Annotated in this window: 22 protein-coding genes; 7 read left to right on the top strand and 15 right to left on the bottom strand. The window is 61.3% G+C overall.

The features are described from left to right. Positions 1 to 57: 57 nt before the first annotated feature. From ACODTD_RS08395 to ACODTD_RS08385, 3 genes are all read right to left on the bottom strand, one after another. A complete protein-coding gene (locus tag ACODTD_RS08395; protein WP_007952854.1) occupies positions 58 to 963 on the bottom strand; it encodes an amidohydrolase family protein in 906 nt (301 codons plus the stop codon). A 4-nt stretch (positions 964 to 967) separates the two neighbouring features. Then, complete coding sequence (locus ACODTD_RS08390) at positions 968 to 1,897, bottom strand: amidohydrolase family protein (protein WP_007952852.1); 930 nt, start codon at positions 1,895 to 1,897, stop codon at positions 968 to 970. Between the two features lie 229 nt (positions 1,898 to 2,126). Continuing rightward, on the bottom strand, positions 2,127 to 3,017 hold the full coding sequence (locus ACODTD_RS08385; protein WP_285358347.1) for a LysR substrate-binding domain-containing protein: 891 nt from the start codon (positions 3,015 to 3,017) through the stop codon (positions 2,127 to 2,129). Between the two features lie 118 nt (positions 3,018 to 3,135). Here ACODTD_RS08385 and ACODTD_RS08380 point away from each other — a divergent pair, with 118 nt between their 5' ends. From ACODTD_RS08380 to ACODTD_RS08355, 6 genes are all read left to right on the top strand, one after another. Then, positions 3,136 to 3,600 (top strand): (2Fe-2S)-binding protein, encoded by a 465-nt coding sequence (locus ACODTD_RS08380; RefSeq protein WP_085732042.1) that lies wholly within the window; start codon positions 3,136 to 3,138, stop codon positions 3,598 to 3,600. Then, the gene (locus tag ACODTD_RS08375; RefSeq protein WP_489104721.1) at positions 3,600 to 5,807 is read left to right on the top strand and encodes a xanthine dehydrogenase family protein molybdopterin-binding subunit; all 2,208 of its coding nucleotides are present in this window, start codon (positions 3,600 to 3,602) and stop codon (positions 5,805 to 5,807) included. The genes ACODTD_RS08380 and ACODTD_RS08375 overlap by 1 nt, the downstream gene beginning before the upstream one ends. A gap of 6 nt (positions 5,808 to 5,813) precedes the next feature. After that, complete coding sequence (locus ACODTD_RS08370; protein ID WP_285358342.1) at positions 5,814 to 6,704, top strand: LysR family transcriptional regulator; 891 nt, start codon at positions 5,814 to 5,816, stop codon at positions 6,702 to 6,704. 77 nt (positions 6,705 to 6,781) lie between these two features. Further along, entirely contained in the window at positions 6,782 to 8,272 is a 1,491-nt protein-coding gene (locus ACODTD_RS08365; protein WP_201820227.1) for a helix-turn-helix transcriptional regulator, read from the top strand. Between the two features lie 190 nt (positions 8,273 to 8,462). Beyond that, positions 8,463 to 8,705 carry a DUF1652 domain-containing protein gene (locus ACODTD_RS08360; RefSeq protein WP_011334792.1) on the top strand — a complete coding sequence of 81 codons (243 nt, stop codon included), beginning with the start codon at positions 8,463 to 8,465 and terminating at the stop codon, positions 8,703 to 8,705. A gap of 898 nt (positions 8,706 to 9,603) precedes the next feature. Beyond that, positions 9,604 to 10,257 carry a trimeric intracellular cation channel family protein gene (locus tag ACODTD_RS08355; RefSeq protein WP_285358339.1) on the top strand — a complete coding sequence of 218 codons (654 nt, stop codon included), beginning with the start codon at positions 9,604 to 9,606 and terminating at the stop codon, positions 10,255 to 10,257. 45 nt (positions 10,258 to 10,302) lie between these two features. Here ACODTD_RS08355 and ACODTD_RS08350 read toward each other — a convergent pair whose 3' ends face one another. Further along, positions 10,303 to 11,070 carry an SDR family oxidoreductase gene (locus tag ACODTD_RS08350; RefSeq protein ID WP_064380507.1) on the bottom strand — a complete coding sequence of 256 codons (768 nt, stop codon included), beginning with the start codon at positions 11,068 to 11,070 and terminating at the stop codon, positions 10,303 to 10,305. Positions 11,071 to 11,108: 38 nt separating this feature from the next. Continuing rightward, positions 11,109 to 12,176, bottom strand: a complete 1,068-nt coding sequence (locus tag ACODTD_RS08345) for a phosphotransferase family protein (RefSeq protein ID WP_489104720.1) — start codon at positions 12,174 to 12,176, stop codon at positions 11,109 to 11,111. A gap of 190 nt (positions 12,177 to 12,366) precedes the next feature. Between ACODTD_RS08345 and ACODTD_RS08340 the strand changes: the two genes are divergently transcribed. Next, positions 12,367 to 12,762 (top strand): DUF4280 domain-containing protein, encoded by a 396-nt coding sequence (locus ACODTD_RS08340; protein WP_007958887.1) that lies wholly within the window; start codon positions 12,367 to 12,369, stop codon positions 12,760 to 12,762. A gap of 1 nt (position 12,763) precedes the next feature. Here ACODTD_RS08340 and ACODTD_RS08335 read toward each other — a convergent pair whose 3' ends face one another. The 10 genes from ACODTD_RS08335 to tssC form a co-directional block, all read right to left on the bottom strand. Then, the gene (locus ACODTD_RS08335) at positions 12,764 to 13,306 is read right to left on the bottom strand and encodes a toxin-antitoxin system YwqK family antitoxin (protein WP_489104719.1); all 543 of its coding nucleotides are present in this window, start codon (positions 13,304 to 13,306) and stop codon (positions 12,764 to 12,766) included. Positions 13,307 to 13,318: 12 nt separating this feature from the next. Beyond that, complete coding sequence (locus tag ACODTD_RS08330; RefSeq protein ID WP_011334785.1) at positions 13,319 to 15,328, bottom strand: type VI secretion system Vgr family protein; 2,010 nt, start codon at positions 15,326 to 15,328, stop codon at positions 13,319 to 13,321. A 60-nt stretch (positions 15,329 to 15,388) separates the two neighbouring features. Continuing rightward, complete coding sequence (locus tag ACODTD_RS08325) at positions 15,389 to 16,273, bottom strand: hypothetical protein (protein ID WP_011334784.1); 885 nt, start codon at positions 16,271 to 16,273, stop codon at positions 15,389 to 15,391. A gap of 138 nt (positions 16,274 to 16,411) precedes the next feature. Then, entirely contained in the window at positions 16,412 to 16,984 is a 573-nt protein-coding gene (locus ACODTD_RS08320; RefSeq protein WP_050761167.1) for a hypothetical protein, read from the bottom strand. Positions 16,985 to 17,042: 58 nt separating this feature from the next. Further along, positions 17,043 to 19,583, bottom strand: coding sequence for a type VI secretion system ATPase TssH (tssH, locus tag ACODTD_RS08315; protein WP_011334782.1), 2,541 nt, complete (start codon positions 19,581 to 19,583; stop codon positions 17,043 to 17,045). 1 nt (position 19,584) lies between these two features. Next, complete coding sequence (tssG, locus tag ACODTD_RS08310) at positions 19,585 to 20,610, bottom strand: type VI secretion system baseplate subunit TssG (protein WP_489104718.1); 1,026 nt, start codon at positions 20,608 to 20,610, stop codon at positions 19,585 to 19,587. After that, complete coding sequence (tssF, locus tag ACODTD_RS08305) at positions 20,574 to 22,367, bottom strand: type VI secretion system baseplate subunit TssF (RefSeq protein ID WP_489104717.1); 1,794 nt, start codon at positions 22,365 to 22,367, stop codon at positions 20,574 to 20,576. The genes tssG and tssF overlap by 37 nt, the downstream gene beginning before the upstream one ends. Then, the gene (tssE, locus tag ACODTD_RS08300; protein ID WP_489104716.1) at positions 22,351 to 22,794 is read right to left on the bottom strand and encodes a type VI secretion system baseplate subunit TssE; all 444 of its coding nucleotides are present in this window, start codon (positions 22,792 to 22,794) and stop codon (positions 22,351 to 22,353) included. Before tssE ends, tssF begins: the two co-directional genes overlap by 17 nt. Positions 22,795 to 22,809: 15 nt before the next feature. After that, positions 22,810 to 23,307: an Hcp family type VI secretion system effector gene (locus tag ACODTD_RS08295; protein ID WP_007958866.1), complete on the bottom strand. Its 498-nt coding sequence runs from the start codon at positions 23,305 to 23,307 to the stop codon at positions 22,810 to 22,812. 76 nt (positions 23,308 to 23,383) lie between these two features. Next, entirely contained in the window at positions 23,384 to 24,868 is a 1,485-nt protein-coding gene (tssC, locus tag ACODTD_RS08290) for a type VI secretion system contractile sheath large subunit (RefSeq protein WP_007958864.1), read from the bottom strand. Positions 24,869 to 24,878: the final 10 nt, after the last annotated feature.

Below are 24,878 nucleotides of genomic sequence, written 5' to 3'. Positions count from 1 at the left end.
CATCTTCGCGCCTGTAAAGTCGCTGTGTGGCTGGGTTGAAGCCGGGTCAGACCCTGTTTAGAGATAGGTCGTGGTCAGACGAATGTCCGCTTCGGCCAGATCCTTGGGCGGCGGGGTCGGTTCGATCCCGCACAACCGGGCGATGTTGTTGCCCAGGTAATCCTCAAGGTGATCCTCGTCGATCCCCAGGCCCTGCGGCGCCGGCGAGCACAACACCTCCAGCTCGCGCAGCCACATGCCCGGTTCGTTCGGCGGCGAGTCGGTGCCGAACACGATCTTGTTGCGCGGCAGCTCCTTGGCGAACTCGACGATTCGCGACTGGAAGCACCAGCCGGATTCGCAGTACACGTTCGGCGTGTCCATCGCCATCCAGAACGCCTCGAACGAGTAGTTGCCGCCGGTCTGGATGCCGAAGTGACCGATGATGAAATTGACCATCGGGAACTCGCGGATGATCGGGTAGAACATCGTCGGAATGGTGTACGGGCCGTCGCCGGTGTGGATCAGCACCACGATGTTGTACTTGGCGCAGACTTTCATCGCCGGACGCAGCCAGTCCAGCGCCCGGTCCGGGCGATAGCCGTGCATGTTGGCGTGCAGCTTGAGCATCTTGAAGCCGTATTCCTTGATGTGGAATTCCAGCTCCGCCGCACCGTTTTCCGGTCCCCAGCGCGGGTTGAAGTTGAAGTTGCCGATGAAGCGGTCCGGGTACTTCACACACAGTTCGGCGACATACGACATGTAGTCGCGCACGCCCTCGCGGCCACGGCGGTTGCCGTCGCGATAACCGGTGTTGCCCGGTGGCGGCTGGATGAAGCCCATGTCGATCCGGCGCGGCTTGCCGTTGATCATGTACGGGCCGTCCATCAGCTTGAGCATGCGCTCGCCGGTGAACGGTTCGCCGGTGTGGCGCCAGGCCTCGTCGACCAGATTGGTGGGGTGCAGATGGGTGTCGATGATCATCGGTTCAGCTCCTGGCCAGTTGGGTGGTGACGGGGCGCTTGAGTTGCGCCTCTGCTTCGGAAACGGAACGCGGCGGCGGGGACGGCTCGAGGCCGATCATCCGTGCGGTGTTGTTGCCCAGGTAGTCCTCGAGGGTGTCCTCGTCGAGGTTAAGGCCCTGCGGCGGCTCGTGGCAGAGCACTTCGAGCAGGCGCAGCCACATGCCCGGTTCGTTCGGCGGGGTGTCGGTGCCGAACAGGATCTTGTGGGTCGGCAGGACTTTGGCGAACTCGACGATCCGCGATTGCAGGCACCAGCCGGACTCGCAATAGACGTTGGGCAGCTCCATCGCCCACTGCATCGGTTCGAACACGTAGACGCCGCCGGTCTGCACGCCGAAGTGGGCCATGATGAAATCGACGTTGGGGAATTCCTTGATCATCGGCACCCATTCCGACGGGATGCTGTAAGGCCCGTCGCCGGTGTGCAACTTGACCGGAATGCCCAGCTCGGCGCATTTCTCGAAGGCCGGACGGACCCAGTCCAGCGCACGGTCAGGCCGGTAGGCGTGCATGTTGGCCTGCATCTGCACCATCTTGAAACCGTGTTCTTTCACGTAACGCTCGATTGCCTCGACGCCGTTTTCCACGCCGCAGCGCGGGTTGTAGACGAAGCAACCGATGAAACGGTCCGGATAGGTCTGGACCATTTTCAGGGTGTAGGCCATGTAGGCGTCGATGGATTCACGGCCCGACAGTTCGCCGTCGGTCCAGGTGTAAATGGTGTTGCCCTGCGGTGGCTGGATGAAGGCTTTGTCGATGCGGCGAGGCTTGCCGTTGACCATGTACGGGCCATCCATCATCTCCAGCAGACGCTCGCCGGTGAACGGGTCACCGTCATGCCTCCAGGCGAGGTCCACGAGATCCGTGGGATAGCAGCTGATATCGATGATCATTGAAGTCGATCTCCTGATAGCGGGGAAGGGAGCCTTGCGGCTCACAGCATCCACGTCCCGGGCAATCGGCCGTTTCTATGCGCAGCACTCGCGCATTCCCTCGCCTGTTCGCATCCGGCCCGGGTGGGTGGTTGCTTGAGGCGAGTATTGGAAGGCGGGGGAGGGTTCGTACAATATTAATTGGGTGGGGTGGTGATACTTGTTCGATATGGGCTTGCCAGCGATGGTGTCAGTGAAATGTTTGCATGGCCAACTGCTGGATCACTTCAACAACAGGTGCCACCCGCTCAGCCTGCCCATGCGGCCACACCGCATACAGGTTGTAATGCGCCGCAATCTGCGCCTCGTTCAACGCCACCAGCCGCCCGCTGCGCAACGCATCGGCAGCCAGTAATCCACGCACCAGCCCCGCACCAACACCCGCTTCAGCTGCCGCAATCAGATTCGCCGCATTATCAAAAATCACCCGCGCCGGCGGTTCGGTCGGCGTCATCCCCGCCGCATCCAGCCACGGAATCCACGACCTGCGCGTATACCCCAACAGTGGCAGTTCAAGAATCTGCGCCGGGCTCAGTGGCACCTGCAAACCCTGCCGCTCAAGCAACGCCGGAGACGCCACCGCCAACACCCGATCCCCGCAAATCTGGGTCATCTCGCAATCATCCCAATCGCCATAGCCATAGCGCAGCGACAGGTCCACCCGTTCGAACGTGCTGCGATCACTGCGCGGCATCGACAGGATTGTCACTTCGTAATCCGGCAATCCGTCGAGCAATTGCGGCAGGCGCGGATTGAGCCAGCTCTGCGCCAGTTCGCTGTCCACATCCAGGGTCAGCCGCTGAGCTACGCTGCGGTTTTTCACCGAGGACAGTGCCCGGTCAATCTGCGCCAGGCCATCCGACAGCACGCTGGCAAACAGCTGCCCGGCGTCGGTCAGGTTGCTGCCGCCGCCTTCGCGCACGAACAGCGGCTGGCCGATGAAGTCTTCCAGGGCGCGGATCTGCTGGCTGATCGCGCTGTGGGTCAGGTCGAGCTTGCGTGCGGCGCTGGAAAAACTGCCGCTGCGCGCCGCGTGGATGAACGCGCTCATGGACTGCACCGACGGGTATCGCTTGTACATGTTGTTAGTCCTGCTTACACCGGTTGGCAGAAATCGTCGCTGGCCGCGCGTTGCCGGGGGTTCCAATAATCGGTCACCAGGCCCGCACAAAGACGGGCCGCTCTTTTGGAGCCTGACAATGATTGCATTCACGGTAAACGGCGAACGACGCGAGCTGGATGAGGCGTCCCCTTCCATGCCCTTGTTATGGGTGTTGCGTGATCAGTTGAAACTCACCGGCACCAAGTTCGGTTGCGGCATGGGCCTGTGCGGTGCCTGCACCGTGCACCTGAACGGCGTCGCGGTACGTTCCTGCCAGTTGCCGCTGGCCGCCGTCGCGGGCCACAGCATCACCACCATCGAGGGGCTGTCGCCCAACGAAAACCATCCGCTGCAACTGGCCTGGGTCGCCGAAGATGTGCCGCAATGCGGCTACTGTCAATCCGGGCAGATCATGTCGGCAGCCGCGCTGCTCAACACCGGCGCACCGGTCAACGACGACTCGATCCGCAACGCGATGTCCGGGAATATCTGCCGCTGCGGCACCTACGGGCGCATCAACAAAGCGATCAAACGGGCGGCGAATGCGCCGAAGGAGGCGTGATGAGCCTCATCGACGGCACCCTTCAAGAACCCTCGCGCCGGGTGTTTCTCAAACAGGCGGTGACAGTGGCGTCCGGTCTGGCGATTGCGCTGTACCTGCCTTCCGGTGCGGCTGCGACTGAAGCGAAAACCACCGCCACGGAATTCGAACCCAACGCCTGGGTGCGTGTGCTGCCCGACGGCACGGTGAAACTGGTGGTGCACAAGCACGATTCCGGCACCGGCACCCAGACCGCGCTGGCCGCATGTGTGGCCGAGGAACTGGACGTCAACCCGATGACCGTGCAGGTCATCACCCCGGACGATCCGTTCTTCGAAACCTACATTCATCCGGTCTGGAAAGTTTTCTCCACCGGCGGCAGCACCAGTGTGTCGCTGGAATACGATCGTCTGCGCATGGCCGGCGCCACGGCTCGGGCGCTGCTCATCAGCGCGGCGGCGCAGCAGTGGAAAGTCAGCCCCGACAGTTGCTCCACCGAAGAAGGCCGGGTCGTGCATGCGTCGAGCAAGCGCAGCCTCGGCTACGGCGAAGTGGCCGGCGCGGCGGCGCATCTGTCGGCACCGGCCAACGTCACGCTGAAGGATCCGGCGCAGTTCAAATACATCGGCAAGTTGCGCCACAAACGCGATGCGGCGGCCAAGGTCTGTGGGCGCTTCAAGTACAGCATCGACGTGCAGTTGCCGGGGATGCTTGTGGCAGTGATTCAGCGCGCACCGGTGGTGGGCGCGAAGGTTGTCGCCGTGGATTCGGCGGCCGCATTGCAGGTGCCGGGCGTGCGCAAGGTGATCGCGGTTCCGGGCCGGCCGGACGTGCTCGGTGGCAACCTCGAAGGCGTCGCGGTGCTGGCCGAAACGTTCTGGGCTGCGCAGCAGGGACGTCAGTTGCTGGAGATCAAATGGAGCGACTCGCCGCTGGCCGGTTTCGACAGCGTCGAGCTGAGCAAAGCGCAGATCGCAGCGATCAGCGACCCGGCAACGCAAACCGTCAAAGCCATGGCCCAGGGCGATGTCGCCGGACAATGGCCGGGTGCGGCGAAGCTGCTCGAAGCCGATTACACGATGCCCTACAAGGTGCAGAACCCGCTGGAGCCGATCTGCATCACCGCGCAGGTCAAGGACAAGGCGATCACCTACTGGGGCGGCGTGCAGGTGCCGTCGTCGGCGCTGGAAGCGGCGCAGACCGTGTGCGGCATCGCCAAGGACAAGGTCACCATCCATGAGCTGGTGTCCGGCGGCAGCTTCGGTGCGCGGGAAGCCAAGTACTGGCTGTTCGAAGTGGCGTATCTGGCGCAGAAAACCGGCGTGCCGGTGAAACTGCTCAACAGCCGCGAAGACGAAATGCACGCGCTGTTCAATCACCCGGCCACGCTGCATCGGGTGAAAGGTGCACTGGATGCCCAGGGCAAACTCACGGCGTTGCAACTGCATGCAGTGTCACCGGCCTCGCCGGAACAGTGGGAGCCGGGCTATTTCGAGCGTCCGGATCACATGGATTACAGCACCACCGAAGCAATCACCGCGTGGGACTTCGCCTACCGTCCGCCGCACCTGGAGCTGAACTGGGTCAAGCACGAAAGCAACGTGCCCAGCGGTTGGTATCGCTCGGTCAGTTTCATTCCCAACGTTTTCGCTGTGGAGAGCTTTATGGATGAACTGGCCCATGCGGCCGGCAAAGATCCGCTGGCGTTCAGACTGGCCAGCATGCAGGAGCGGCCACGGCATGTCGCTGTGTTGAAGCAGGCCGCCGAACGCGCCGGTTGGGGGCAGAAGCTGCCGCCGGACACGGCGCTGGGGATTGCGACCAATCAGGGTTACACCAGTTTCATCGCCGTGGTGGCGCGGGTCGCGAAGGTGGATGGCAAGGCGCGGGTCGAGAAGCTGACCTGCGTGGTCGATTGCGGTCTGGCGGTGTCGCCGGGCGGTGTCGAAGAGCAGATTTACGGCGGACTGATGTGGGGCCTCGGGCATGCGCTGTTCGACCGTCTCGACATCCAGCAGGGCCGGGTGGTGCAGAGCAATTTTCACGACTATCGCGTCACGCGCATGTCGGACATGCCGCCCGTGGACATCCTCGTGCTCAATGGCCAGCCGGATAAACCGGGCGGTGTGGGAGAACTGGGCAGTCCTTCGGTGGTCCCGGCGATTGCCAATGCGCTATTCAGCCTGACCGGGGTGCGTCAGCGTTCCACGCCACTGAACCTGGGGTAAGCCGCCATGGACCTGCGTTTGCTGCGGTACTTCATGGCCCTGGCCGATGAGCTGCACTTTGGCCGCGCCGCCGAACGGCTGCACATCTGCCAGCCGCCGCTGAGCCAGCAGATCCGTTTGCTGGAGGAAGAACTCGGCACGCCGCTGTTCGAGCGCAGCCATCACCGGGTCGAGCTGACAGCGGCGGGGCAGATGCTCAAAGAGCAGGCGCCGCTGGTGTTCGAGCAACTCGAGCGGGCGCTGGACCTGACCCGCCAGACCGGGCGCGGGCAACTCGGCGAGCTGGAAATCGGCATGATCAGTTCGGTGATGGTCGGCGTGCTGCCCAAGGCGCTGCACCTGTTTCGCGAGCGCTATCCACAGGTGACCTGGCGTCTGCATGAGATGACCCCGGCGGCGCAGGTCAAGGCGTTGAAGGAAAAACGCATCGACGCCTGCGTATTCCGCGTCGGCTATGACGACCCGCAGTTGCGCAATGAATTGCTGATCCATGAGCCGATCCATGTGGTGATGCCGCAGGATCATCCGCTGGCCCGGCGCGAGGTGCTGGCGCCCGCAGACCTCGCGCAGGAACCGTTCGTGGCGCTGGAATTGAAGCAGTCGCGATTTGCCAACTTTCTCTATCAGTGCTGCATTCAGGCCGGGTTCACCCCGCAGATCCGTCAGCAGGTGATCGAGGTGCAGACCTTGCTCAGTCTGGTTCGCGCCGGGTTCGGCGTGGCGCTGTTACCCGCATCGATCGAGCAGTTGGCTCCCGCCGGGCTGGTGTTCCGGCGCCTGACCCCGGCGCTGCCGCAAGTGCCGCTGTACGCAACGTATCGGGCGGACGATGCCTCGCCGGTGCTCAAGCTGTTTCTCGATACGCTGCGCGAGCTGGTCGATCACTCATTGCGGTAATCAGGGACAAAGTTGCCCGGCACGATCACAACCGCCTGCGGTCGTAAACTTCACATGCGCGAACTTGTGGAGAACCAATGAGCCGGGACGTCCTGACCACCGAAACCAATCGCCGTCAGTTGCAGCAGATCATTGCCGGGCTTTCCGACGGGGTGATTCTGCTGGAGCTCGACCAGACGATTCTCTGGGCCAACGAAGCCGCGCTGGCGATGCATGGCGTCAGCCGGATCGGCGAGCTGGGCAACAACGCCGGGGAATACGTCGAGCGCTTCAACCTGCGGTATCGCAACAACCACACGCTGACGCCGGAGCAATACCCGATCAGCCGTGTGGCGACCGGTGAAACGTTCAGTGATGTGCTGGTGGAGGTTTCCCCGCGCAGCGATGAAGAACGCACCTGGGTGCACAGCGTGCGCAGCATGGTGCTGACCGATCGCGACGGCGACATCGAGTCGCTGGTGCTGATCATGAGCGACGTCACCGACTGGGCCAATGCCGAACAGCGCTTCGAAAAAACCTTCAACGCCAACCCCGCGCCGGCGGTGATCTGCCGCCTCAGCGATCTGCGTTACATCAAGGTCAATCCGGGTTTTCTGGAAATGACCGGTTACACCCGCGATCAGGTGATCGGCGCTTCCACTTATGAGCTGGACATTCTCGAACAGGCCGAGCGCAAGGACCTGGCGATCCAGCGCCTGCGCGATGTCGCGACGATCCCGCAGATGCAGGCCGAGCTGCGATTGCCGGACGGTGGCAGTAAACAGGTGATCGTCGCGGGGCAGCCGCTGGTGCTCAATGACGAGGATTGCATGCTGTTTTCGTTCGTCGACATGGAGCTCAGGCATAAGGCCGAAGTCGCCCTGCGCCAGAGTGAAGAGCGGTTCGCCAAGGCCTTTCGCCTGACGCCGGTACCGATCCTGATTTGCAGCGCCGATGAGCAGCGGCTGATCGACGTCAATCAGGCCTTTCTCGATACCCTGGCTTACGAGAGCGACGACGTGCTCGGCAAGACCGTCGCGCAACTGGACTTCATCGATGAACCGGCGGAACGCGCCCGGTTATTGGCGGCACTGGAAAAAAACGGCCGCGTTGACCGCGTCGATATGCGGATCCGCAGGAAAGACGCCGAGCTGCTGGAGTGCGCGATGTCCGCCGACACTGTCAACATCCAGGACGCGGTGTGCTATCTGCTGGTGCTGATGGACATCACCGAGCGCAAGCGCACCGAGCTTGAGCTGGTGGCGGCGATTGAAGAAGTAATGAAGGATGCATCCTGGTTCAGTCGGACGTTGATCGAAAAGCTGGCCAATGTGAAGAAGGTCAACTCGCCGCAGCTGCCGAGCGTGTCGTTCACCGATCTGACGGCCCGGGAGCGTGATGTGCTGGCGCTGATCTGTGAGGGGCTGGCGGACAAGGAGATTGCTGCGCGGCTGAAGCTGGCGCCGAACACGGTGCGCAATCATGTGGCGACGGTGTATTCGAAGCTGGATGTGCACAGTCGAAGCGAGGCGATTGTCTGGGCTCGCGAGCGCGGGTTGTTTTCGGGGGGAGGTCGGGGGCAGCGGTAAGGTGCAAATGCACTAGTTCATGGGGTGCAAATTCGGGTGTCTGGCGGGGCGGGCTGTTCTTAGTCTGGTGAGGTGCGATGCGGGTTTTGTTCGTGATCGTGTCCCCTCCGTCGTTGTTAATGGATTTGACCATGAATGTGTTGTTTGTCATTGAACCTGGCGTGTTGCGTCGATTGTCGGAGCTGGCGCTATGATTTATCTGGCGCAGTTGCGGGCTCGGCTTGAGCGTAGTTTTTCGCCGTTGGCTTGTGAGTGTGTGGTGGATGGGGATCATTCGCTTACTGTGAAGCTTTATGAGCCGGTTTCGGGGCGGGTGGATCTGGTGATTAGTGGGTTGAGTCTTGGTGCCTTGCGTACTCCGGAAGCGGTGGATGCTTTGATCGATGAATTGCAGTATGAGCTTGAGAGTAATTCTCTGCGATCGCCCAGTTGAACTTGGCGGCCTTTGGGCCGACCAGGTTCAGGTTTTTTTTGGGTGAATATCCGTTTCTTCGGGTGTTGCGGCTGGCGGTTCCGCTCTTACAGCGGGTCACTTTTGACAAACGCCTCAAAAGTAACCAAAAAGTCTTTACCCTGACGTTCGGCCCTCGCTGTGGCTCGGGTTCCTTCGCTCCGGGATTGATCCGGGGGCATCGCCTACGGTTTGCTTCGCTGCACCTCCTCTCGATGTGTTTGGCTTCGCCAAACGGTCGCTGCGCTCCCACCCCCGGATCAATCCCTCCACTCAGCCTGCCGACGGGCCTTGCGATCAAAAGCTTTACTCGAGCTAACGCTCATCGTGGTGAGGGGTGAGGTGCGCGACGGCGACTTCTGTGCTCTTCAAAACCTGAGTTCAACTCGGTATTTCACGTCGGCGTAATTCTCTTAAACAACGCCGTCGGCCCCCTCTCCCTCCGGGAGAGGGCTGGGGTGAGGGCTGGCTCTTGAGGTTGTCCTCGATTTTTTCGAAACCCACGATCCAATCAACAACTGCGCCCAAAATCGACAGCCAATTCCCCCCAATCCCACCATTTCACTGGCACTCACCCCCCACTGGTCTATAAGGAATGAGTGGTTCGGTTTCCATAACCGGGCGTTGTCCTGCTCGGCGACGGGAGTTTTCTTCCATTCATCGCGGGTCATCCTATGAACAATCCTGGGAAACGCGTGTGTTTTTCGTTGTTGTCGGCTGTCGGTCTGGTGCTGCTCAGTGGGTGCGCCAGTCCTCCACCGCCTCCGCCAGCTGCGCCGCCTCCGCCACCTGAGCGGACTTGTCAGGTCATGGAAAATACCGAGGTCGCCGGTGATGCGTATGCCGACGGGCAAGTGACTCGACACATCACCAAGACCCGTTGCGTCACTCAATAAGCCGGGCGCCTGCGAAGGCGCGGGTCGAGGGGATTGTGCTGGTGGCCGATCTGGTCGGTACGGCGGTGTTTGCGGTTGAAGGCGCGATTGCGGCGATGCGCAGTCAGCTCGATCTGCTCGGGGTGATGGTGATTGCCTTCATCGTTGCGCTCGGTGGCGGGGTGACCCGTGATCTGTTGATCGGTGCGGCGCCGCCCAAGGCTGTGGCGGACTGGCGCTATCCGGCGCTGACGTTTTCCATGGGCGGGGTGGCGTTTGTTTTTCATGAGCTGGTGCTGGGTTGGTCCGGTTCGACGCTGATCGTGCTGGATGCGGCGGGGTTGGCGTTGTTTGCCGTGGCAGGGGCGCAGAAGGCCTTGAATTTCGGCATCTCGCCGTTTGTGGCCATGCTGATGGGCACGATTACCGGGGTCGGTGGCGGGGTGCTGCGTGACATTGTGCTGGCGCGGGTGCCAGTGGTGTTGCAGGCGGACTTGTATGCCAGTTCGGCGTTTGTCGGGGCGGCGGTGTTGATTGTCGGGCGCAGGCTGGGTGTTCCGCCGGTGGCAGCTGCGTTGCTGGCCGGGGCGGCGTGTTTGTTGTTGCGGTTGTTGTCGGTGCATTTCGGCTGGCAGTTGCCGAAGGTTCTGGAGGCATGAAAAAGGCAGCCCCTGCGCTGCCTTTTCGTTTGCGTCAGAAGCGGATCAGGACAGGAAACCGCCGTCCACGTTCAGCGATACGCCGGTGGTGTAGCTCGAGGCATCGCTCGCCAGGTACAGCACGGCGCCGGCCATTTCGCTCGGGTCGGCTACGCGCTTGAGCGGGATCTGCGTCAGGGCCTGTTTCAGGATGGCGTCGTTCTTCACCAGGGCCGAGGCGAATTTGGTGTCGGTGAGGCCCGGCAGCAGGGCGTTGCAGCGGATGCCGAACTGCGCGCATTCCTTGGCGAAGACTTTGGTCATGTTGATCACGGCGGCTTTGGTCACCGAGTAGATGCCCTGGAAGATTCCCGGCGAGATGCCGTTGATCGACGCCACGTTGATGATGCTGCCACCGCCGTTTTCGCGCATCAGCTTGCCGGCTTCCACCGACATGAAGAAGTAGCCACGGATGTTCACGTCGACGGTTTTCTGAAAGGCACCGAGGTCGGTGTCCAGCACGTTGCAGAACTGTGGGTTGGTCGCGGCGTTGTTGACCAGGATGTCCAGGCGCCCGAACTGTTCCTTGATGCCGGCGAAGACCTGGCTGATCTGTTCCATTTCGCCAATGTGGCAGGCGATGGCGGTGGCCTTGCCGCCGGCGGCGATGATGGCGTCGGCCACATGTTGGCAGCCTTCGAGTTTGCGGCTCGAAACGATGACGTGGGCACCTTGCTGGGCCAGCAGTTTGGCGATGGCTTCACCGATGCCACGGCTGGCGCCGGAGACGAAAGCGATCTTGCCGTCGAGGTCGAACAACTGAGTCTTGGACATGGGATTCCCTTGTAGTAAGCCTTGTTATAACGCCGTCATCAGAGGCTGGATTTGGCAATGACCTGCAGGCTCATCTGCTCCAGCAGTTTGTTCATGTGAATGAACTGCGCGAAGCGTTTGTCCTGGGTCTGGCCATGGAAGAAGCGGTAGTAAATCTGCTGCACGATGCCGGCCAGGCGGAACAGGCCGTAGGTGTAGTAGAAGTCGAAATTGTCGATCTGGATGCCCGAACGCTCGGCGTAGTAATCGACGAATTCGCGGCGCGTCAGCATGCCCGGGGCGTGGCTCGGCTGGCGGCGCATCAGTTGCACCGGTGCCGGGTCGTCGGCCTGGATCCAGTAGGCGAGGGTGTTGCCCAGGTCCATCAATGGATCGCCAAGGGTAGTCAGTTCCCAGTCGAGCACGCCGATGATCTGCATCGGGTTGCTCGGGTCGAGGATGACGTTGTCGAAGCGGTAGTCGTTGTGGACGATGCTGGAGGTCGGGTGATCGGCCGGCATCTTGTCGTTGAGCCAGGCTTTGACCTGTTCCCAGTGCGGTGCGTCCGGGGTCAGGGCTTTCTCGTAGCGTTCGCTCCAGCCTTTGATCTGGCGGGCGACGTAGCCTTCAGGCTTGCCCAGGTCGCCGAGGCCGCAGGCTTTGTAGTCGACCCGATGCAGCTCGACGAAACGGTCGATGAAACTCTTGCACAGGGCTTCGGTTTTGGCCGAATCCAGGCCCAGTTCCGGCGGCAGGTCCGAGCGCAGGATGATCCCCTTGACCCGTTCCATCACGTAGAACTCGGCGTCGATGACCGAATCGTCGGTGCAGTGCACGTAGGCTTTCGGGCAATACGGGAAACCGTCGCGCAACTGGTTGAGGATGCGGAATTCGCGGCCCATGTCGTGGGCGGACTTGGCCTTGTGGCCGAACGGCGGACGGCGCAGGACAAATTCCTGGTCCGGGTATTCCAGCAGGTAGGTCAGGTTCGACGCGCCGCCGGGAAACTGGCTGATCTGCGGCGTGCCGGTCAGGCCCGGAATGTGCGCCTTGAGGTACGGATCGATCAGGCTGGCATCGAGTTCTTCGCCAGAGCGGATACGGGTGGACTGGTCAGTAAGCGCCATGCTTATCCCTTCTGCTTATTTTGGAGGCCAGACATCATTGGCTAATCTAATGGCGCGCTCGGGCGGTCACAAGCGCGGTTCGGTCTTATAGGTTAGCGTGTTGGACGATAATCACCTTTGGGAATGTGCGCGGCGGGCCGCAGGCGACTAAGGTTTAGCGCGTATGCCTTGTTCACGAAGGAGCTTTGAAATGGGCTGCCCGCAAGTCTGTGCCAGCGCCACCCTGCAATGCAGTTTCGGCGCCGCACCGGCGGTGCTCAACGTGCTGCCGGTCAATCGCACGCTGACTGGCGGGATGCCGGCGGCGAACATCATGGATCATATTCCGCTGGTCAACGTCACCACGTTCGGCATGTGCATGAGCATGGCCAACCCGATGGTCGCGGCTGCCACGGCTGCGGCGCTGGGCGTGTTGACGCCGATGCCGTGCATTCCCGCCACCGCCACGCCGTGGATCCCCGGCGGCGCGCCGACCCTGCTGCTGGGCGGGATGCCGGCAATTGATGCCAACAGCACGTTGATGTGCAACTGGGCGGGGGTGATCAAGATCGTGATGCCGGGGCAGATGCAGATGTTGATTCCCTGAGTCAGGCCTGCGCCGGATCCGTCCATTTGCGAAACCACCAGCGCACCCGGGAAATCGGTTTGCCATCGGCATCCAGCGGCCGCCCGTCCTCGGCAAACCCTTGCTCCGGCTCCATCAACTGCCCATTCAGATAACGCGCATCCACCGCCGGCTTGCCGTTGGGATGAAAGCGCTGATAGCGCCCCTCACGCACGCCATCGCGATAGAACTCGGCCTCCGCCACTTGCCCGTCCGGAAAGTAATTGAACGCCTCGCCATGCAACAACCCGCGCCGATAGCTGGCCTTGCGCTGCAGCCAGCCCTCGGGCGCGTAGAAACTGGCAATGCCTTGCAGCTTGTCACGCACAAACGGCATCTGCGCCGAAACCTTGCCATTGGGGTGATAGAGCAGGGACGTACCCTGCAATTCGCCCTGGCTGTAATTCAGATCCGCCTGCGGGCGCCCGTCATCCTTGATGTTCAACGGGCCGTCGAGCTGGCCGTTCTGCAATCGCCCCTTGAGGTGTTTGTCATCCTGCTGCAGATCCAGCGGTGTGATCGCCATGGCTTCTCCTTGTCAGTTGACCTGCACCAGCCCGCCCTTGATGGTCAGCATGCCGCCGCCGTCCACGGTCTGTGAGGCCGCGCCCTTGTTGGTCAGGCTGATGCCGGCGTCGTTGGTCAGCGTCGTCCCGGCTTTGTTGTCCAGTGAAGTACCGGCCTGATTGGTCATGGCGGTGCCGGCCTTCTGGGTGATCGAAGTGCTGGCCGAAGTCGCCAGATCTGCACCGCTCTTGATCGTGAAACTGCCGCCGCTTTGCAGGGTGAGGGTGCCGCTGACCTTGATCGTCAGGTTGCCGTCCACCGTCAGGCTGTAATCGCCGGTGACCTTGTCGGTGTAGTTGCCGCCGGTGCTGTGGTTCTGGTCGGCGCCGACTTTCACTGTGCGGCTGTCCTTTACATCGAGGCTATCGCTGCCGGTCTGGATCGTGACGCTGCGTTTGCCTTTCTCCAGCGTCACGGTTTCATCGCCGTCCTTGACCGTACGGGTGCGGGCGTTCTGCACCGTGAGGGTTTCGTCGTGGCCGACGGTGGCGGTGGTGTCGTTGAGCACGTTGATCTTCAGATCTTTCTGCGCTTGCAGGAACACTTCCTCGGCGTCTTTCTTGTCCTCGAAACGCAGCTCGTTGAACCCACCGCCGCCCTTGGACGATTGAGTCTTGATCCCCGACTGTGTCTGGTTCGCCGGCAAGGCATAGGGCAGGGCGTTATCGCCGTTGTAGACGCACCCGGTGACCAGCGGCCGGTCCGGATCGCCGTCGATGAAGGTGACGATGACCTCCTGACCGATGCGCGGCACGAACTGCATGCCGAAACCCTTGCCGCTCCACGGCAGCACCACGCGCACCCAGCAGGAACTGGTTTCATCGTTCTTGCCGTCGCGATCCCACGGGAACTGCAACTTGATCCGGCCGTATTCGTCGGTCCAGATTTCCTCGCCGGACTTGCCGACTACGATGGCGGTCTGCGGGTGCATGCGCGGTTTGGGCGTGAGGCGTTGCGGACGAAACGGCGTGGCCTTGGGGATCGCCTCGAAGCGATTGCGATAGCTTTCGTGGCTGGCGTCATGGGTCACCCGAGTGACGACCCAGTCGATGTTCAGGCTCGCGTCTTCGTGGCCGTCGAGGGTGAACCAGTGGCCTGGAATCAGCCAGCGGCAGTCGCTTTCGCCAACAAAGCGTTTCTCTTCACTGCGAAGCCCGTCTACCCGTTGTTTGGTCAATGCATCGCCCCGAGCCTTGGCGTTGTAACCACCCGGATGCTCATAGATCGAACGCGGCCCGGCGACGGCTTCGGCCTGGCCATAGAGTGAAGTGGTTGGTGTGGTGAATTCGTAATCCGTTGCCTTGTACACGCCGGCCACCGCTTGCAGGCACACCTGGCCTGAGCGGATGCCATGCAATTCGCGCTCACCCAATTGCTGGCCCAGGTATTTGACCTTCGGCCCGTTGGGGATCTGCACGAAGGCGTCGTTGCTATCACCCAGCACCAGCGTGTGCTTGCCGTCCTCGTGGGTGAAGAACCAGAAAATGCCTTCCTCCTCCAGCAGGCGCGAGACGAAGGCGAAATCGGTTTCGCCGTACTGCACGCAGTATTCGCGTGGGGTGTAGCTGCCGGTCAGTGAGAGTTTGAAATCGGTGAAACCGTGAGCTTTGAAGATCGAAGTGACGATGTCCGAGGTGACGAGGTTCTGGAATACCCGGTTGTTGCTGGCCAGGGTCAGCCACCAGAGCCATGGCCTTAGAACCAGCTTATAGCGTTCGGCGGTCGCGTCGGCGGGGAGCTGGCGGATTTCGGCGACCAGAGCGTCGAACGGGCGAAGTTGGGCGTCGTTGTGCAGGGTGGTGGTGACGTGGGTGGCGATGGCACTGGTCAGGGTGAGGGAGGTACCGTCGTTGAGTCCGTTGAGGATTTGTGCGCTTAGTGCGTTGAGCGCTTCATCACCCGACAGCGACTCAGGGTAAAGCGCCGACAGCGAAGTGGCGGTGAGGGAGAGGGTGGTGGTGCTGTCGGTGGAGCGGGGCATCGTGAGTCCTCGCGCTGGATGTTCATGTAAGACTGAGCCGCGATGGGAGTGGCAGGAGATTCAGCGGACTGGGTTGTCTTTCAAATATAAATAGAGTTTTAGCCAGAATGCCCGGGTGTCATCATAGGCGGTCGCTGTCAGATAATTTTTGTTGATGAGCTTGACTGTAGCGTCTCTGATATTGCTCTTGCTACCGGTCGGGACATGAAAGTAGTGGAGTTTGAAACCTGCTTTGTCGTCGAGTATCTCATTCAGAAAAATGACTTTGGCGTAGTCCGTATCCAATGTTTTGGTGATGTTATTAGTTGTCGCGTAATCGTCGATAATTACGGCGAGATCCACTTCTGGCTTTCCGGTATAGGTGAATTTTTTGAAGTAATCAGTGGCGTCTTTATAAATGCTAGGCCTGGTTTCAGAGATGGCCTTGAAGATTTTTTGAAAGAAAGAAAAATAATGGTTGTCTGATTTTGCTGAGTCATGACAATACGCGAAATAACTGTGATTGTGATTGTTGCCGCGTTCCAGCAATGTTTCAACATAACTATTGGTTTGCGATCCACTGCTGGACGCGTCACCTGATTTGCATTCAATGATGACAAGACGCTGGTCGGACGAAACAATCAAGTCTATTTCGTTATCGCCATTTTTTACCTTTGCATCTTGCGCCATCGCAGCGGGAAGGTGCGCCCGGAGTTCGTGAATGTTCAGGCTTCCATAATCTGCGGTGGGCGTCCATCGACCTCTGCTGAAGTTTCGCTCATCAATAATGGTGCATGGTTTTGCGTCGAGGAACAGGTTGCCGCGATTCGCATAATATAGCGTGTTGAGTTCGTGCAGTTCCCCTGGGTCATTACCGACATTAATGAGGTATGCCAGTGATTTGTTGATAAGTTTTAGTTCGAAACTTCCTTCGTTCGCAAGGGGCGGGGCTAAAGTGATTGCCATGGTTTTGTCCTCGGTGTCTGTTCAGAAAAAACTGAGCGAAAAAAGGGGATGAGAAAGGGGGCGGATTTATTTGCTTCATAAATAAATCTGTCCCCTTTGATTCATTAGTGTGCCCTCTGTTGGGAAAAGCGGCTGAGATTATTTGTAGTAGTTGGTTATAAAGTTGAAAGGTGCGGAAAGTTGTTTTGAACGATCGATGGGCAGTCCGTGTGGGTACGTGTCAATGTTGCACAGGTAAGCCTTGAACTGGCCCTCCACATCTCGAGACCATGAGTCCCCGCGATTCAAGGTGAAATCAAGCAGCTCGCAATTTTTTTGGCTGGTGGCTATGACCACGACCCATCGGTGGTCAGCCACAAAACCGCTTAATTTGTAAACGTCACGGGTGATCGATTCCTGTAAGTTTGCGCCGCCGAATAAGCCGTTCGTGCTTTCTACTTTTATTTCAATGGCGTAGGACTCATCTTGCAGTTCGAAATAGAAATCGACCTTTTCGCTGGAGTAAGGCTCCGGGTAACTGATTTCGCGAATTTTCGTTGTGATGCCGTAACCACGTCGTAGATGGTGAGCTATCTCAACTTGCGCAGCACTCTCCCAAGGACCTTCAGAAACCCAGCTCTTCGTAAATTGACTTGGTTCATCGGTATCTTGCAGCTTTGGGTGTACACCTGCTGCCTGCAGCACCGCATTCAAAAAATCCGCTTCTGTCATTACTCCGTCTCCTGCGCGGGTGCCATTTTTGCGTTCCGTCAATTCTCGTTGACGGCGGTCATTCCAACACCCACTCCGCCAATTTCCCTGTCACCTGCGTCATCAAAACGTTCTCGACATCCCGCGCGCCTGCTGCGCTGCATTTTGCGAGCACGGCTTTGACGATTCCCGAATCGAACTCGAACTGCTTGCCCGTCGCAGCCTTGTAACGGCCGCGCAATTTCTCCAGCTTCGCCAACACGATCCCTTCAAGCGTCTGCTCATCCAGCGGCCGATACGCGACCACCGTCATGCGTGCCAGAAACGCCGGGCGGAAGGCTTGCAGGAGGACTTTGTGCAGCGCCTCGTTGAACGCTTCCGAGCCGAGTTGTGCAGTCGGTGTATCGAGCAGCAATTCGGCGCCGACATTGCTGGTGGCGAGCATCACGGTGTTTTTGAAGTCGACCACCAACCCGGTCCCGTCTTCCATCAAGCCCTTGTCGAACACGTTGTAAAACGCTTCCAGCACATCCGGATGCGCCTTCTCGATTTCATCCAGCAACACCACCGAATACGGCTTGCGCCGAACGGCCTCGGTCAGCACGCCGCCGCTTCCGTAACCGACGTAACCGGGCGGTGCGCCCTTGAGCTGGCTGACGGTGTGGGCTTCCTGATATTCGGAAAGGTTGATGCTGATCAGATTGCGTTCGCCGCCATACAGCGCGTCGGCCAAGGCATAAGCGGTTTCGGTTTTGCCCACGCCCGTGGGGCCGACCAGCAGGAATACGCCGACCGGTTTTTGCGGATCGGTGAGCCCGGCGCGGTAGGCCTGCAAACGTTGCGCGATGGTATTGAGTGCGGTGCTCTGGCCCATCACGCGCTGGCCCATGCGTGTACCGAGGGTGCGCACGGCATGGGCTTCGTCGGCGAGCATTTTGCCGACGGGGATGCCGGTCCAGCCGGCGATCACGGCGGCGACGGTTTTGCCGTCGACCTGTTCGGGTACCAGCGGATCGTCCTGGCGGATCGCATCGAGTCCGGCTTCCAGGCGCAGCAGTTCGGCGGCGAGGTGATCGATGCGGCTGTCGATGGCTTCGTCGGGCTTGTCGCTGTCGGCGCTTTCGCTCAGCGCCAGTAACTCGCGACGGGTGTCGAGCAGTTCGCGCACGGCGACGCGCTCTTCACTCCAACGGGTTTCCAGTTCGCGGATGGCCTGGACATTGGTCTTCGATTCGCTTTCCAGCAGGGTGATGCGCTCGCGGTGATCCAGTCCCGTGGCCTGTTCCCGGCGCAGGCGTTCGACTTCTTCTTTCAGGCTTTGCTGGCGGTGGCGCAGGCTCTCCAGCGGTGGCGGCACGTCGTGCTGTCCGAGGGCAACCCGGGCGCAGGCGGTGTCGAGGACGCTGATGGCCTTGTCCGGCAACTGGCGGCCAGAGATATAGCGATGCGAGAGTTTCACCGCTTCGTGGATCGCGGCATCCAGCACTTGCACGCCGTGGTGCTGTTCGAGTTTGGCGGCGACGCCACGGAGCATTTCCACGGCGGTGATTTCATCCGGCTCTTCCACCTGCACCAGCTGGAAGCGGCGGGCGAGGGCCGGGTCTTTCTCGAAATATTTTTTGTATTCCATCCAGGTCGTGGCGGCCAGCGTGCGCAACTCACCTCGGGCCAGCGCGGGTTTGAGCAAGTTGGCCGCATCGCTGCCACCTTCGGTACCGCCAGCGCCGATCAGCGTGTGGGCCTCATCGATGAACAGGATGATCGGCTTGTCGGCGCTGCGAACCGTGTCAATCACACCTTTGAGCCGCTGTTCGAATTCGCCTTTGACCCCGGCCCCAGCCTGGAGCAAACCAAGGTCGAGCACCCGCAAACTGACTTCCTGCAACGACGGCGGCACATCCCCGGCGGCGATGCGTAGCGCCAGGCCCTCGACCACGGCGGTTTTGCCTACGCCCGGCGCACCGACCAGAATCGGGTTGTTCTGCCGGCGCCTCAAAAGAATGTCGATGCACTGGCGAATTTCGCCATCGCGACCGACGATCGGGTCGATGCGCCCGGCGTGAGCATCGGCGGTCAGATCCTGGGTGTATTGATCGAGCACCGAGTCTTGCCGTGGCGTTGGACTCCCCGAAGACACAGAGCGCGGGCCAACGTGCTCACGGGAGTTTTCCGTCCATTCCAGCAGGTTTGCGCGCAAGGCTTCTTTCGGAATTCGCAGCAATGACGATGCACTGTTGAGCAGCAGGCTGCGGCGCTCGTCACGGTCGATCAACGCCAATAAAAGCAGCCCGGAACGAATGCTGTCGATCCCCAGCACACTGGCCTGCACCACGGCGTCTTCCAGCAATCCCAGCGTGTGCGAGGACAGCGCTGGCGTGCGCGTGCTGCCGGTCTTGAACAGGTCCAGCGCCTTGTTGATCTCCGCCGTCAGCGCATCACGCTCCAGCCCGAAGCGCGGCAGCAGAAAAGCAAAATCGCCGCCCTCGATATCCAGCAACTCCAGCAACAGATGCTCGATCTCGACAAAGTGATGCCCGCGCTGCAAGCACCGTTGCGCGGCACGTTCGAGGGCGCGGCGGTTGTCCGGGTTGAGGCGTCCGATCAGGCTGGCCAGTTCCATTTCAGGTGATCTCCAGCTGACGCAGGCGGGTTTCGATCCGTTGCACGGCCAGGCTGGTCTGCCGTTGCAGGCCACCGTTCCAGCTCAACAGGGCCGGGGTTTGTCGGCCGAGTTGCAGCGGCCCCGCACCGCGCACCAGCAGCACCAGTTTCACGTCTAGATCCGGGCCGAAATACAGCGCAGCGAGGCTCGCCAGTGCCGGATGCGCTTCGCCGTCCGGCAAGAAGCGCGCGGCCTGCGTCGATGGCAGCGGCCCCAGCGTCAGACGAATTCCGGCATGTTCATCCCAGACCCGAGTACCGGCGACAGCGCTACGGCCGAGTTGCAGATTGCGTCCGCCGGCCTTCATGACGCTGCGGCTGGCGCGTGGAATTTCACGCCACGCCCCTTCATAAGCGCTCAGTTCCACCGCCACGGCAAATTGCTCGCGGACAATCGCCGCGAACCCCGCCAACGACCGACGGCCATCGGCGTACAACGCCGTGCAGGCCAGAACGGCGCAGTCGGGAACCGCCTGGCGTTCTTGCAGGGATTTGGGCAACAACCCGGTCAGCGCCCGCAGTTGCGCCTGCACTGGCGAGGCGCCGGGCGTGGTGAAACCGAGGGCGATCCGGTGTTTGCGCATCACCTTGTAAAGCAGGCTCAGCAGCCGATGCTGGAACAGGTCGAGGAACTCGGCGGGCGCATGATCCTTGGCCCGGGCCCGTTGTTGCAGCCATTCCTGATAAGCGTAAGGCAGCGGGCCGTCGGGGCCGCCGAGGCCGAACATCGGCGAGTTCAGGGTCAGCGGTTCACCGGGGTTTTCCTCCAGGCTTTCGATCTGGCTGGCGGCGAACAACGGCGTCAGCGGCCCGCGCAATTTCAGCGCTTCGGCCTGTGGCGATGTACCCGAACCGAGCGCGTCGGCCTGCGGCTGTTCGCGCTCCAGCAACAGCAACGCCTGCAACCATTCGAACGCTTGCGGATCACGGCGCAGGCGCTGGCTCAGGGTCAGAGCGATAGGGGCATGCCGGCTTGGGGTTGCCATGCCTTGACCTCCTTGTCTGCCTGCATGAGCACCGTGCGCACAAAGCGATTGGCCGTGGCGTACACCGAAAAGAACTGCGCGAGCACCGCTGAAAACAACACCGCGCTGCTGCCGACGAAATGCTGTGGATCGAGTTGCAATTGCACTTCAAGTCCATTGCGCCAGCCACGCCAGGCGTCGGCGCCGACATGGCCGATCACCCGCTCGCAACCAAGGTTCAGCAATCCTTCGATCTGGCGCAGGGCGCTGGCCTCATCGCGCAGGTTGTGCAGGGTCAGGATTTCCTTCAGCGCATCCAGCGCCTGCGGCCCTTCGACCAGCGACAGGTGATTGAGGGTCAGTTGCGACACTAGCCGCCAGCGCGAATCACCGTCCAGTCGCGGCAGGCTTTGCGGGCTCGGCGGATTGCGCAAGCGTGCCCACGCCACCGGACCCGGCCGTTCGAAACCCAGCGGCGTACCGGCGGGCAGGCTCTGGGCCAGATGCCGATTGGTGCACAGCAGTTCGGCGGTCAGGCTGTAATCGGGCAGGTCGGTCTGCGGTTCGAAACGGGTGTCGACGACGCTGACCAGCAGATCGCTGCCGAGCCGGTTCGGCGTCTGTCCGTTGACTCGCCGCGCATGCCAGTAACGTTGCCGGTCACCGCTGCTGTGCTGGCTGCCGAAATACGCCGGCAGCCGTTGCACCCCGCTGGCGGAGCTGGCGCGCATGCTGCGAATGCTGTGGATTTCGACGCTGTTTTCACGGTGGCTGTCGGCGATCAGGCGATATTCGCTGCGGGTGCCGTCCGGACGCAGCGGCTCCGAGGTACGCGGGAACAGGTTGATCACCGGCGCACAGCCGAGGGCGATTTCAGTGGCCTGCAAGTGCAATCGGCCGGCCGGCGCCCGGTCAAAAACGATGTACAGATACAGCGTCTGGCTGTCACTCGAAACACCGGACAGGGGCAGATCAAAGAAGTGGAATTTGTCCGGGAACGCGAAGTATTCGGCCAGCAGACGCATGCCCGGATGCACGCCGTCTTCGTCCGGCAGCAGCACTTCGTCGTCGGCGAAACCGACGATCTTCGGCAGGCCTTTCACGCGGGCGGGAATGCTCCCCGGTGAGCCGGCCAGCACCTGCACCGCGTGGGCGCCGAGCAGGTCATAGAGGTTGGCGTTGACCACCGGTGACGCGGCCAGGTGAATGCGCAGTTGTTCGATGCCAAGCTCCGACCACTGACTGTCGCCGAGGCAACGCAGACTCAGGCGCAACGCCGAGCGGGACTGCGCCACACCGGTCAGCGCCTGCGCTTCATCGCTGCCCAGCAACAACGCTTCGCTGACTTCAACCGGCCACAAACGCACGGCGGCGCTGGTGCGAAAGTGAATGCTTTCGCCCTTGCTGGTGGTGACGAACAACGGCGTGTCCCGGGGCAGGGGATAGCCGCCGTCGAGGTTGCCTTTGCTCGGGTCCGGTTCGAACTGGACGATCGCGCAGGACGGCAGCGGGCGCATGGCCAGGGGATAAAGCTGTTCGAGCAATGCGTCGCTGAACTCGGCGTAGTCGTCATCCAGCCGCCGTTGCAGACGTGCGGCGAGCAGGGCAAAACCTTCCAGCAATCGTTCGACGTGTGGGTCCGGGCATTCGCCGGGAGACAACTGCAGACGTCGCGCGACTTTCGGATAGCGTTCGGCAAACTGTCCGCCGGCATGTCGCAGCCAGGTCAGTTCGCGCTGGTAGTAGTCGAGCAATTGCGGGTCAATCGAGTCGCTCATTGCGCACCTCCAGCCCTTCGTTGCCGGGCTCGATGACAAATGCCACCGGCCAGTGCTGCGAGCCGCTGCGCAACTCGCCGAGCAGGCGAATGCTCAGGCGCTGCGGGTGCTCGGGCAGGGGATTGACTTGAACTTCGCCGAGCAGCAGGCGCGGTTCGAAATGGGTGATGGCTTCGCGAATGTCCCGCGCCAGCCGACGACGGTCATCGCTGCGCTGCTGTTGCAGGGCGCTCCAGTCGGCGATGCCGTAATCGATGACGCTGGGCGGGGAGGTGAGGGGGCGCGGGCCACGGCGGGTGTTGAACAGGCGCCCGAGCTCGGTGTGCACCGAGTCGAGCAAATCCTGCCGATCGAACTCCCGCGCGCCGTCGCCCTCGCTCGAGGCGAGGCGTTCGAACAGCGGTGGAAGTAAGCCGGTGCCTGCCATGGCCGCGCCGCCGGGTTAGCTGACGAGCTTGTTGGCGGCCATGTCCCAAGTCGAGGCAGCCGTGCCTTCCTTGGTGCCGTCGTCTTTCTGCGCGGTGAGTTCCCATTTGATCTTGGTGAAGTTCAGGGACAGGGTTTCCACCGGTTTGCCGCCGGTACCGCCACTGACGCTGACGTTGGAAATCACCACGTTGGTCAGGGTGTAAATAATGAAGGGCAGCAGTTGCCCGCTGCCTTCAGCGGCGTTGCGGCCGATGGTGATCTTGGCTTCCGGGATCGGCTTGCCGGCACAGCAGTATTCGTTGAGCGACGGTGTGGAGGTGTCGACGAATTTGGTCAGGGTGAACTCGCCGACGTGGGGTTTGCCGGAGGTGCGCTCCGAGTTGCTGACGTCGTTGGTGACTTGCATCGCCACGTTGTGGCTGTAGGACATGACTTCGATCTTGTCCGCGTAACCCTCGAGCAGGCTGTCGCCTTTGATGTCGCCGCCGAGGTCGAGAATGATTGCATCCATCGCTTGAAACTCCTGAAAGGTGTCGTGCCAGGCAAACAGGGGAGCGCCCGCAGGAAATCCTGCGGGCGCAGGCGGGTCAGGCGGCTACCGGTGGCGGCAGGGTCGCGACCAGGCGGATCGACGCGGTCAGCTCTTCGAGCTGGAAGTGCGGCCGCAGGAACACCGTCGCGCGATAGGCACCGGGCTTGCCGGCGACTTCGGTGACATCCACCCGCGCTTCACGCAACGGGTACTGCGCCTTGATCTCCTGCGGAGCGTTGTCGTTGATCAGCACGTAGTCGGCGATCCAGTTGTTGAGGTAGGTCTGCACGTTGTCGCGGGTCATGAAGCTGCCGACCTTGTCGCGCATGATCACCTTCAGGTAATGGGCGAAACGCGAGGCCGCGAGCACGTACGGCAACATCGCCGAGATCCGTGCGTTGGCGTTGGCCTCGTTGGTGTTGTAGACCTTGGATTTGTTGGTGGTCTGGCCGCCGAAGAACACCGCGACGTCGCTGTTCTTCTTGTGGCACAGGGCGATGAAGCCGAGGTCGTTGAGTTCCTTCTCGCGGCGGTCGGTGATCGCCACTTCGGTCGGGCATTTGAGCGACAGATCACCGGAGCTGGTGCGGAAGGTGTGCGCGGGCAGGCCTTCAACCGCGCCGCCGCCTTCAGCGCCACGGATCGCCGCGCACCAGCCGTACTTGGCAAAGGCTTCGGTGATGCGTTGCGACAGCGCCCACGCGGCGTTACCCCACAGGTATTTGCTGTGGTCGGTGCCGTTGGTGTCTTCGACGTAGTTGATGCCTTCCACTGGCGAAGTGTCCGGGCCGTAAGGCAGACGCAGCAGGAAGTGCGGCAGCACCAGCGAGACGTAACGCGAGTCTTCGCTTTCACGGAACGAGCGCCACTTGATCAGTTCCTGGCTCTCGAACACTTTCGACAGATCACGCGGCACGGCCAGTTCGGTGAAGCTGTTCATGTCGAACAGACGCGGGCTGGCGGCGGCAATGAACGGCGCGTGGGCAGCGGCGGCGACGTTCGACAGTTTCTCCAGCAGGCCGATGTCCTGCGGGTGGCGGCCGAAGGTGTAGTCGCCCACCAGCAGGCTGAACGGGTGACCACCGAAGGTGCCGTATTCCTCTTCATAGATCTTTTTGAACAGCGCGCTCTGGTCGAATTCGACGGCTTTTTCCAGGTCGTTCTGCAGCTCTTTCTGGGTCACGTTGAGCAGGCGCAGTTTCAGCCGGGTGCTGGTTTCGGTGTTCTGCACCAGCATGTGCAGGCCACGCCAGGACGCTTCGAGTTTTTGCAGGTCCGGGTGATGCAGCACTTCGTTGAGCTGGGCGCTGATCAGTTCGTCGATCTGACTGATGCGGTCGTTGATCATCGCCACGGTGTCCTTGTCGATGGCCATGCCTTCGTCGAGTACCTGGGTGGCGAATTCCGCGAGCATGTCGCGGGCGTAATCCTGCTGACTGTCGTCATGGGCCATGCGGCCCTCGGCGATGATTCGATCGAGCAGGGATAAAGTCTCGGCGGCAGCATTTTCGCTGGCTTGATTCTGGGCGGCGGCGGGCATGGCGAATTCT

This window comes from Pseudomonas sp. FG35, assembly GCF_057809295.1.
The sequence above is the reverse complement of the archived record's forward strand: the minus strand, read 5'-3'. Positions and strand labels throughout refer to the sequence as shown.

Coding starts and splice junctions, on each gene's coding strand:
- tssG (WP_489104718.1), bottom strand. CDS start 20,610: ATGGCAACCCCAAGCCGGCATGCCCCTATCGCTCTGACCCTGAGCCAG.
- tssC (WP_007958864.1), bottom strand. CDS start 24,868: ATGCCCGCCGCCGCCCAGAATCAAGCCAGCGAAAATGCTGCCGCCGAG.
- ACODTD_RS08385 (WP_285358347.1), bottom strand. CDS start 3,017: ATGTACAAGCGATACCCGTCGGTGCAGTCCATGAGCGCGTTCATCCAC.
- tssE (WP_489104716.1), bottom strand. CDS start 22,794: ATGGCAGGCACCGGCTTACTTCCACCGCTGTTCGAACGCCTCGCCTCG.
- tssF (WP_489104717.1), bottom strand. CDS start 22,367: ATGAGCGACTCGATTGACCCGCAATTGCTCGACTACTACCAGCGCGAA.
- ACODTD_RS08375 (WP_489104721.1), top strand. CDS start 3,600: ATGAGCCTCATCGACGGCACCCTTCAAGAACCCTCGCGCCGGGTGTTT.
- ACODTD_RS08295 (WP_007958866.1), bottom strand. CDS start 23,307: ATGGATGCAATCATTCTCGACCTCGGCGGCGACATCAAAGGCGACAGC.
- ACODTD_RS08325 (WP_011334784.1), bottom strand. CDS start 16,273: ATGGCAATCACTTTAGCCCCGCCCCTTGCGAACGAAGGAAGTTTCGAA.
- ACODTD_RS08335 (WP_489104719.1), bottom strand. CDS start 13,306: ATGGCGATCACACCGCTGGATCTGCAGCAGGATGACAAACACCTCAAG.
- ACODTD_RS08390 (WP_007952852.1), bottom strand. CDS start 1,897: ATGATCATCGATATCAGCTGCTATCCCACGGATCTCGTGGACCTCGCC.
- ACODTD_RS08395 (WP_007952854.1), bottom strand. CDS start 963: ATGATCATCGACACCCATCTGCACCCCACCAATCTGGTCGACGAGGCC.
- ACODTD_RS08320 (WP_050761167.1), bottom strand. CDS start 16,984: ATGACAGAAGCGGATTTTTTGAATGCGGTGCTGCAGGCAGCAGGTGTA.
- ACODTD_RS08380 (WP_085732042.1), top strand. CDS start 3,136: ATGATTGCATTCACGGTAAACGGCGAACGACGCGAGCTGGATGAGGCG.
- ACODTD_RS08365 (WP_201820227.1), top strand. CDS start 6,782: ATGAGCCGGGACGTCCTGACCACCGAAACCAATCGCCGTCAGTTGCAG.
- ACODTD_RS08330 (WP_011334785.1), bottom strand. CDS start 15,328: ATGCCCCGCTCCACCGACAGCACCACCACCCTCTCCCTCACCGCCACT.
- ACODTD_RS08350 (WP_064380507.1), bottom strand. CDS start 11,070: ATGTCCAAGACTCAGTTGTTCGACCTCGACGGCAAGATCGCTTTCGTC.
- ACODTD_RS08360 (WP_011334792.1), top strand. CDS start 8,463: ATGATTTATCTGGCGCAGTTGCGGGCTCGGCTTGAGCGTAGTTTTTCG.
- ACODTD_RS08345 (WP_489104720.1), bottom strand. CDS start 12,176: ATGGCGCTTACTGACCAGTCCACCCGTATCCGCTCTGGCGAAGAACTC.
- tssH (WP_011334782.1), bottom strand. CDS start 19,583: ATGGAACTGGCCAGCCTGATCGGACGCCTCAACCCGGACAACCGCCGC.
- ACODTD_RS08370 (WP_285358342.1), top strand. CDS start 5,814: ATGGACCTGCGTTTGCTGCGGTACTTCATGGCCCTGGCCGATGAGCTG.
- ACODTD_RS08340 (WP_007958887.1), top strand. CDS start 12,367: ATGGGCTGCCCGCAAGTCTGTGCCAGCGCCACCCTGCAATGCAGTTTC.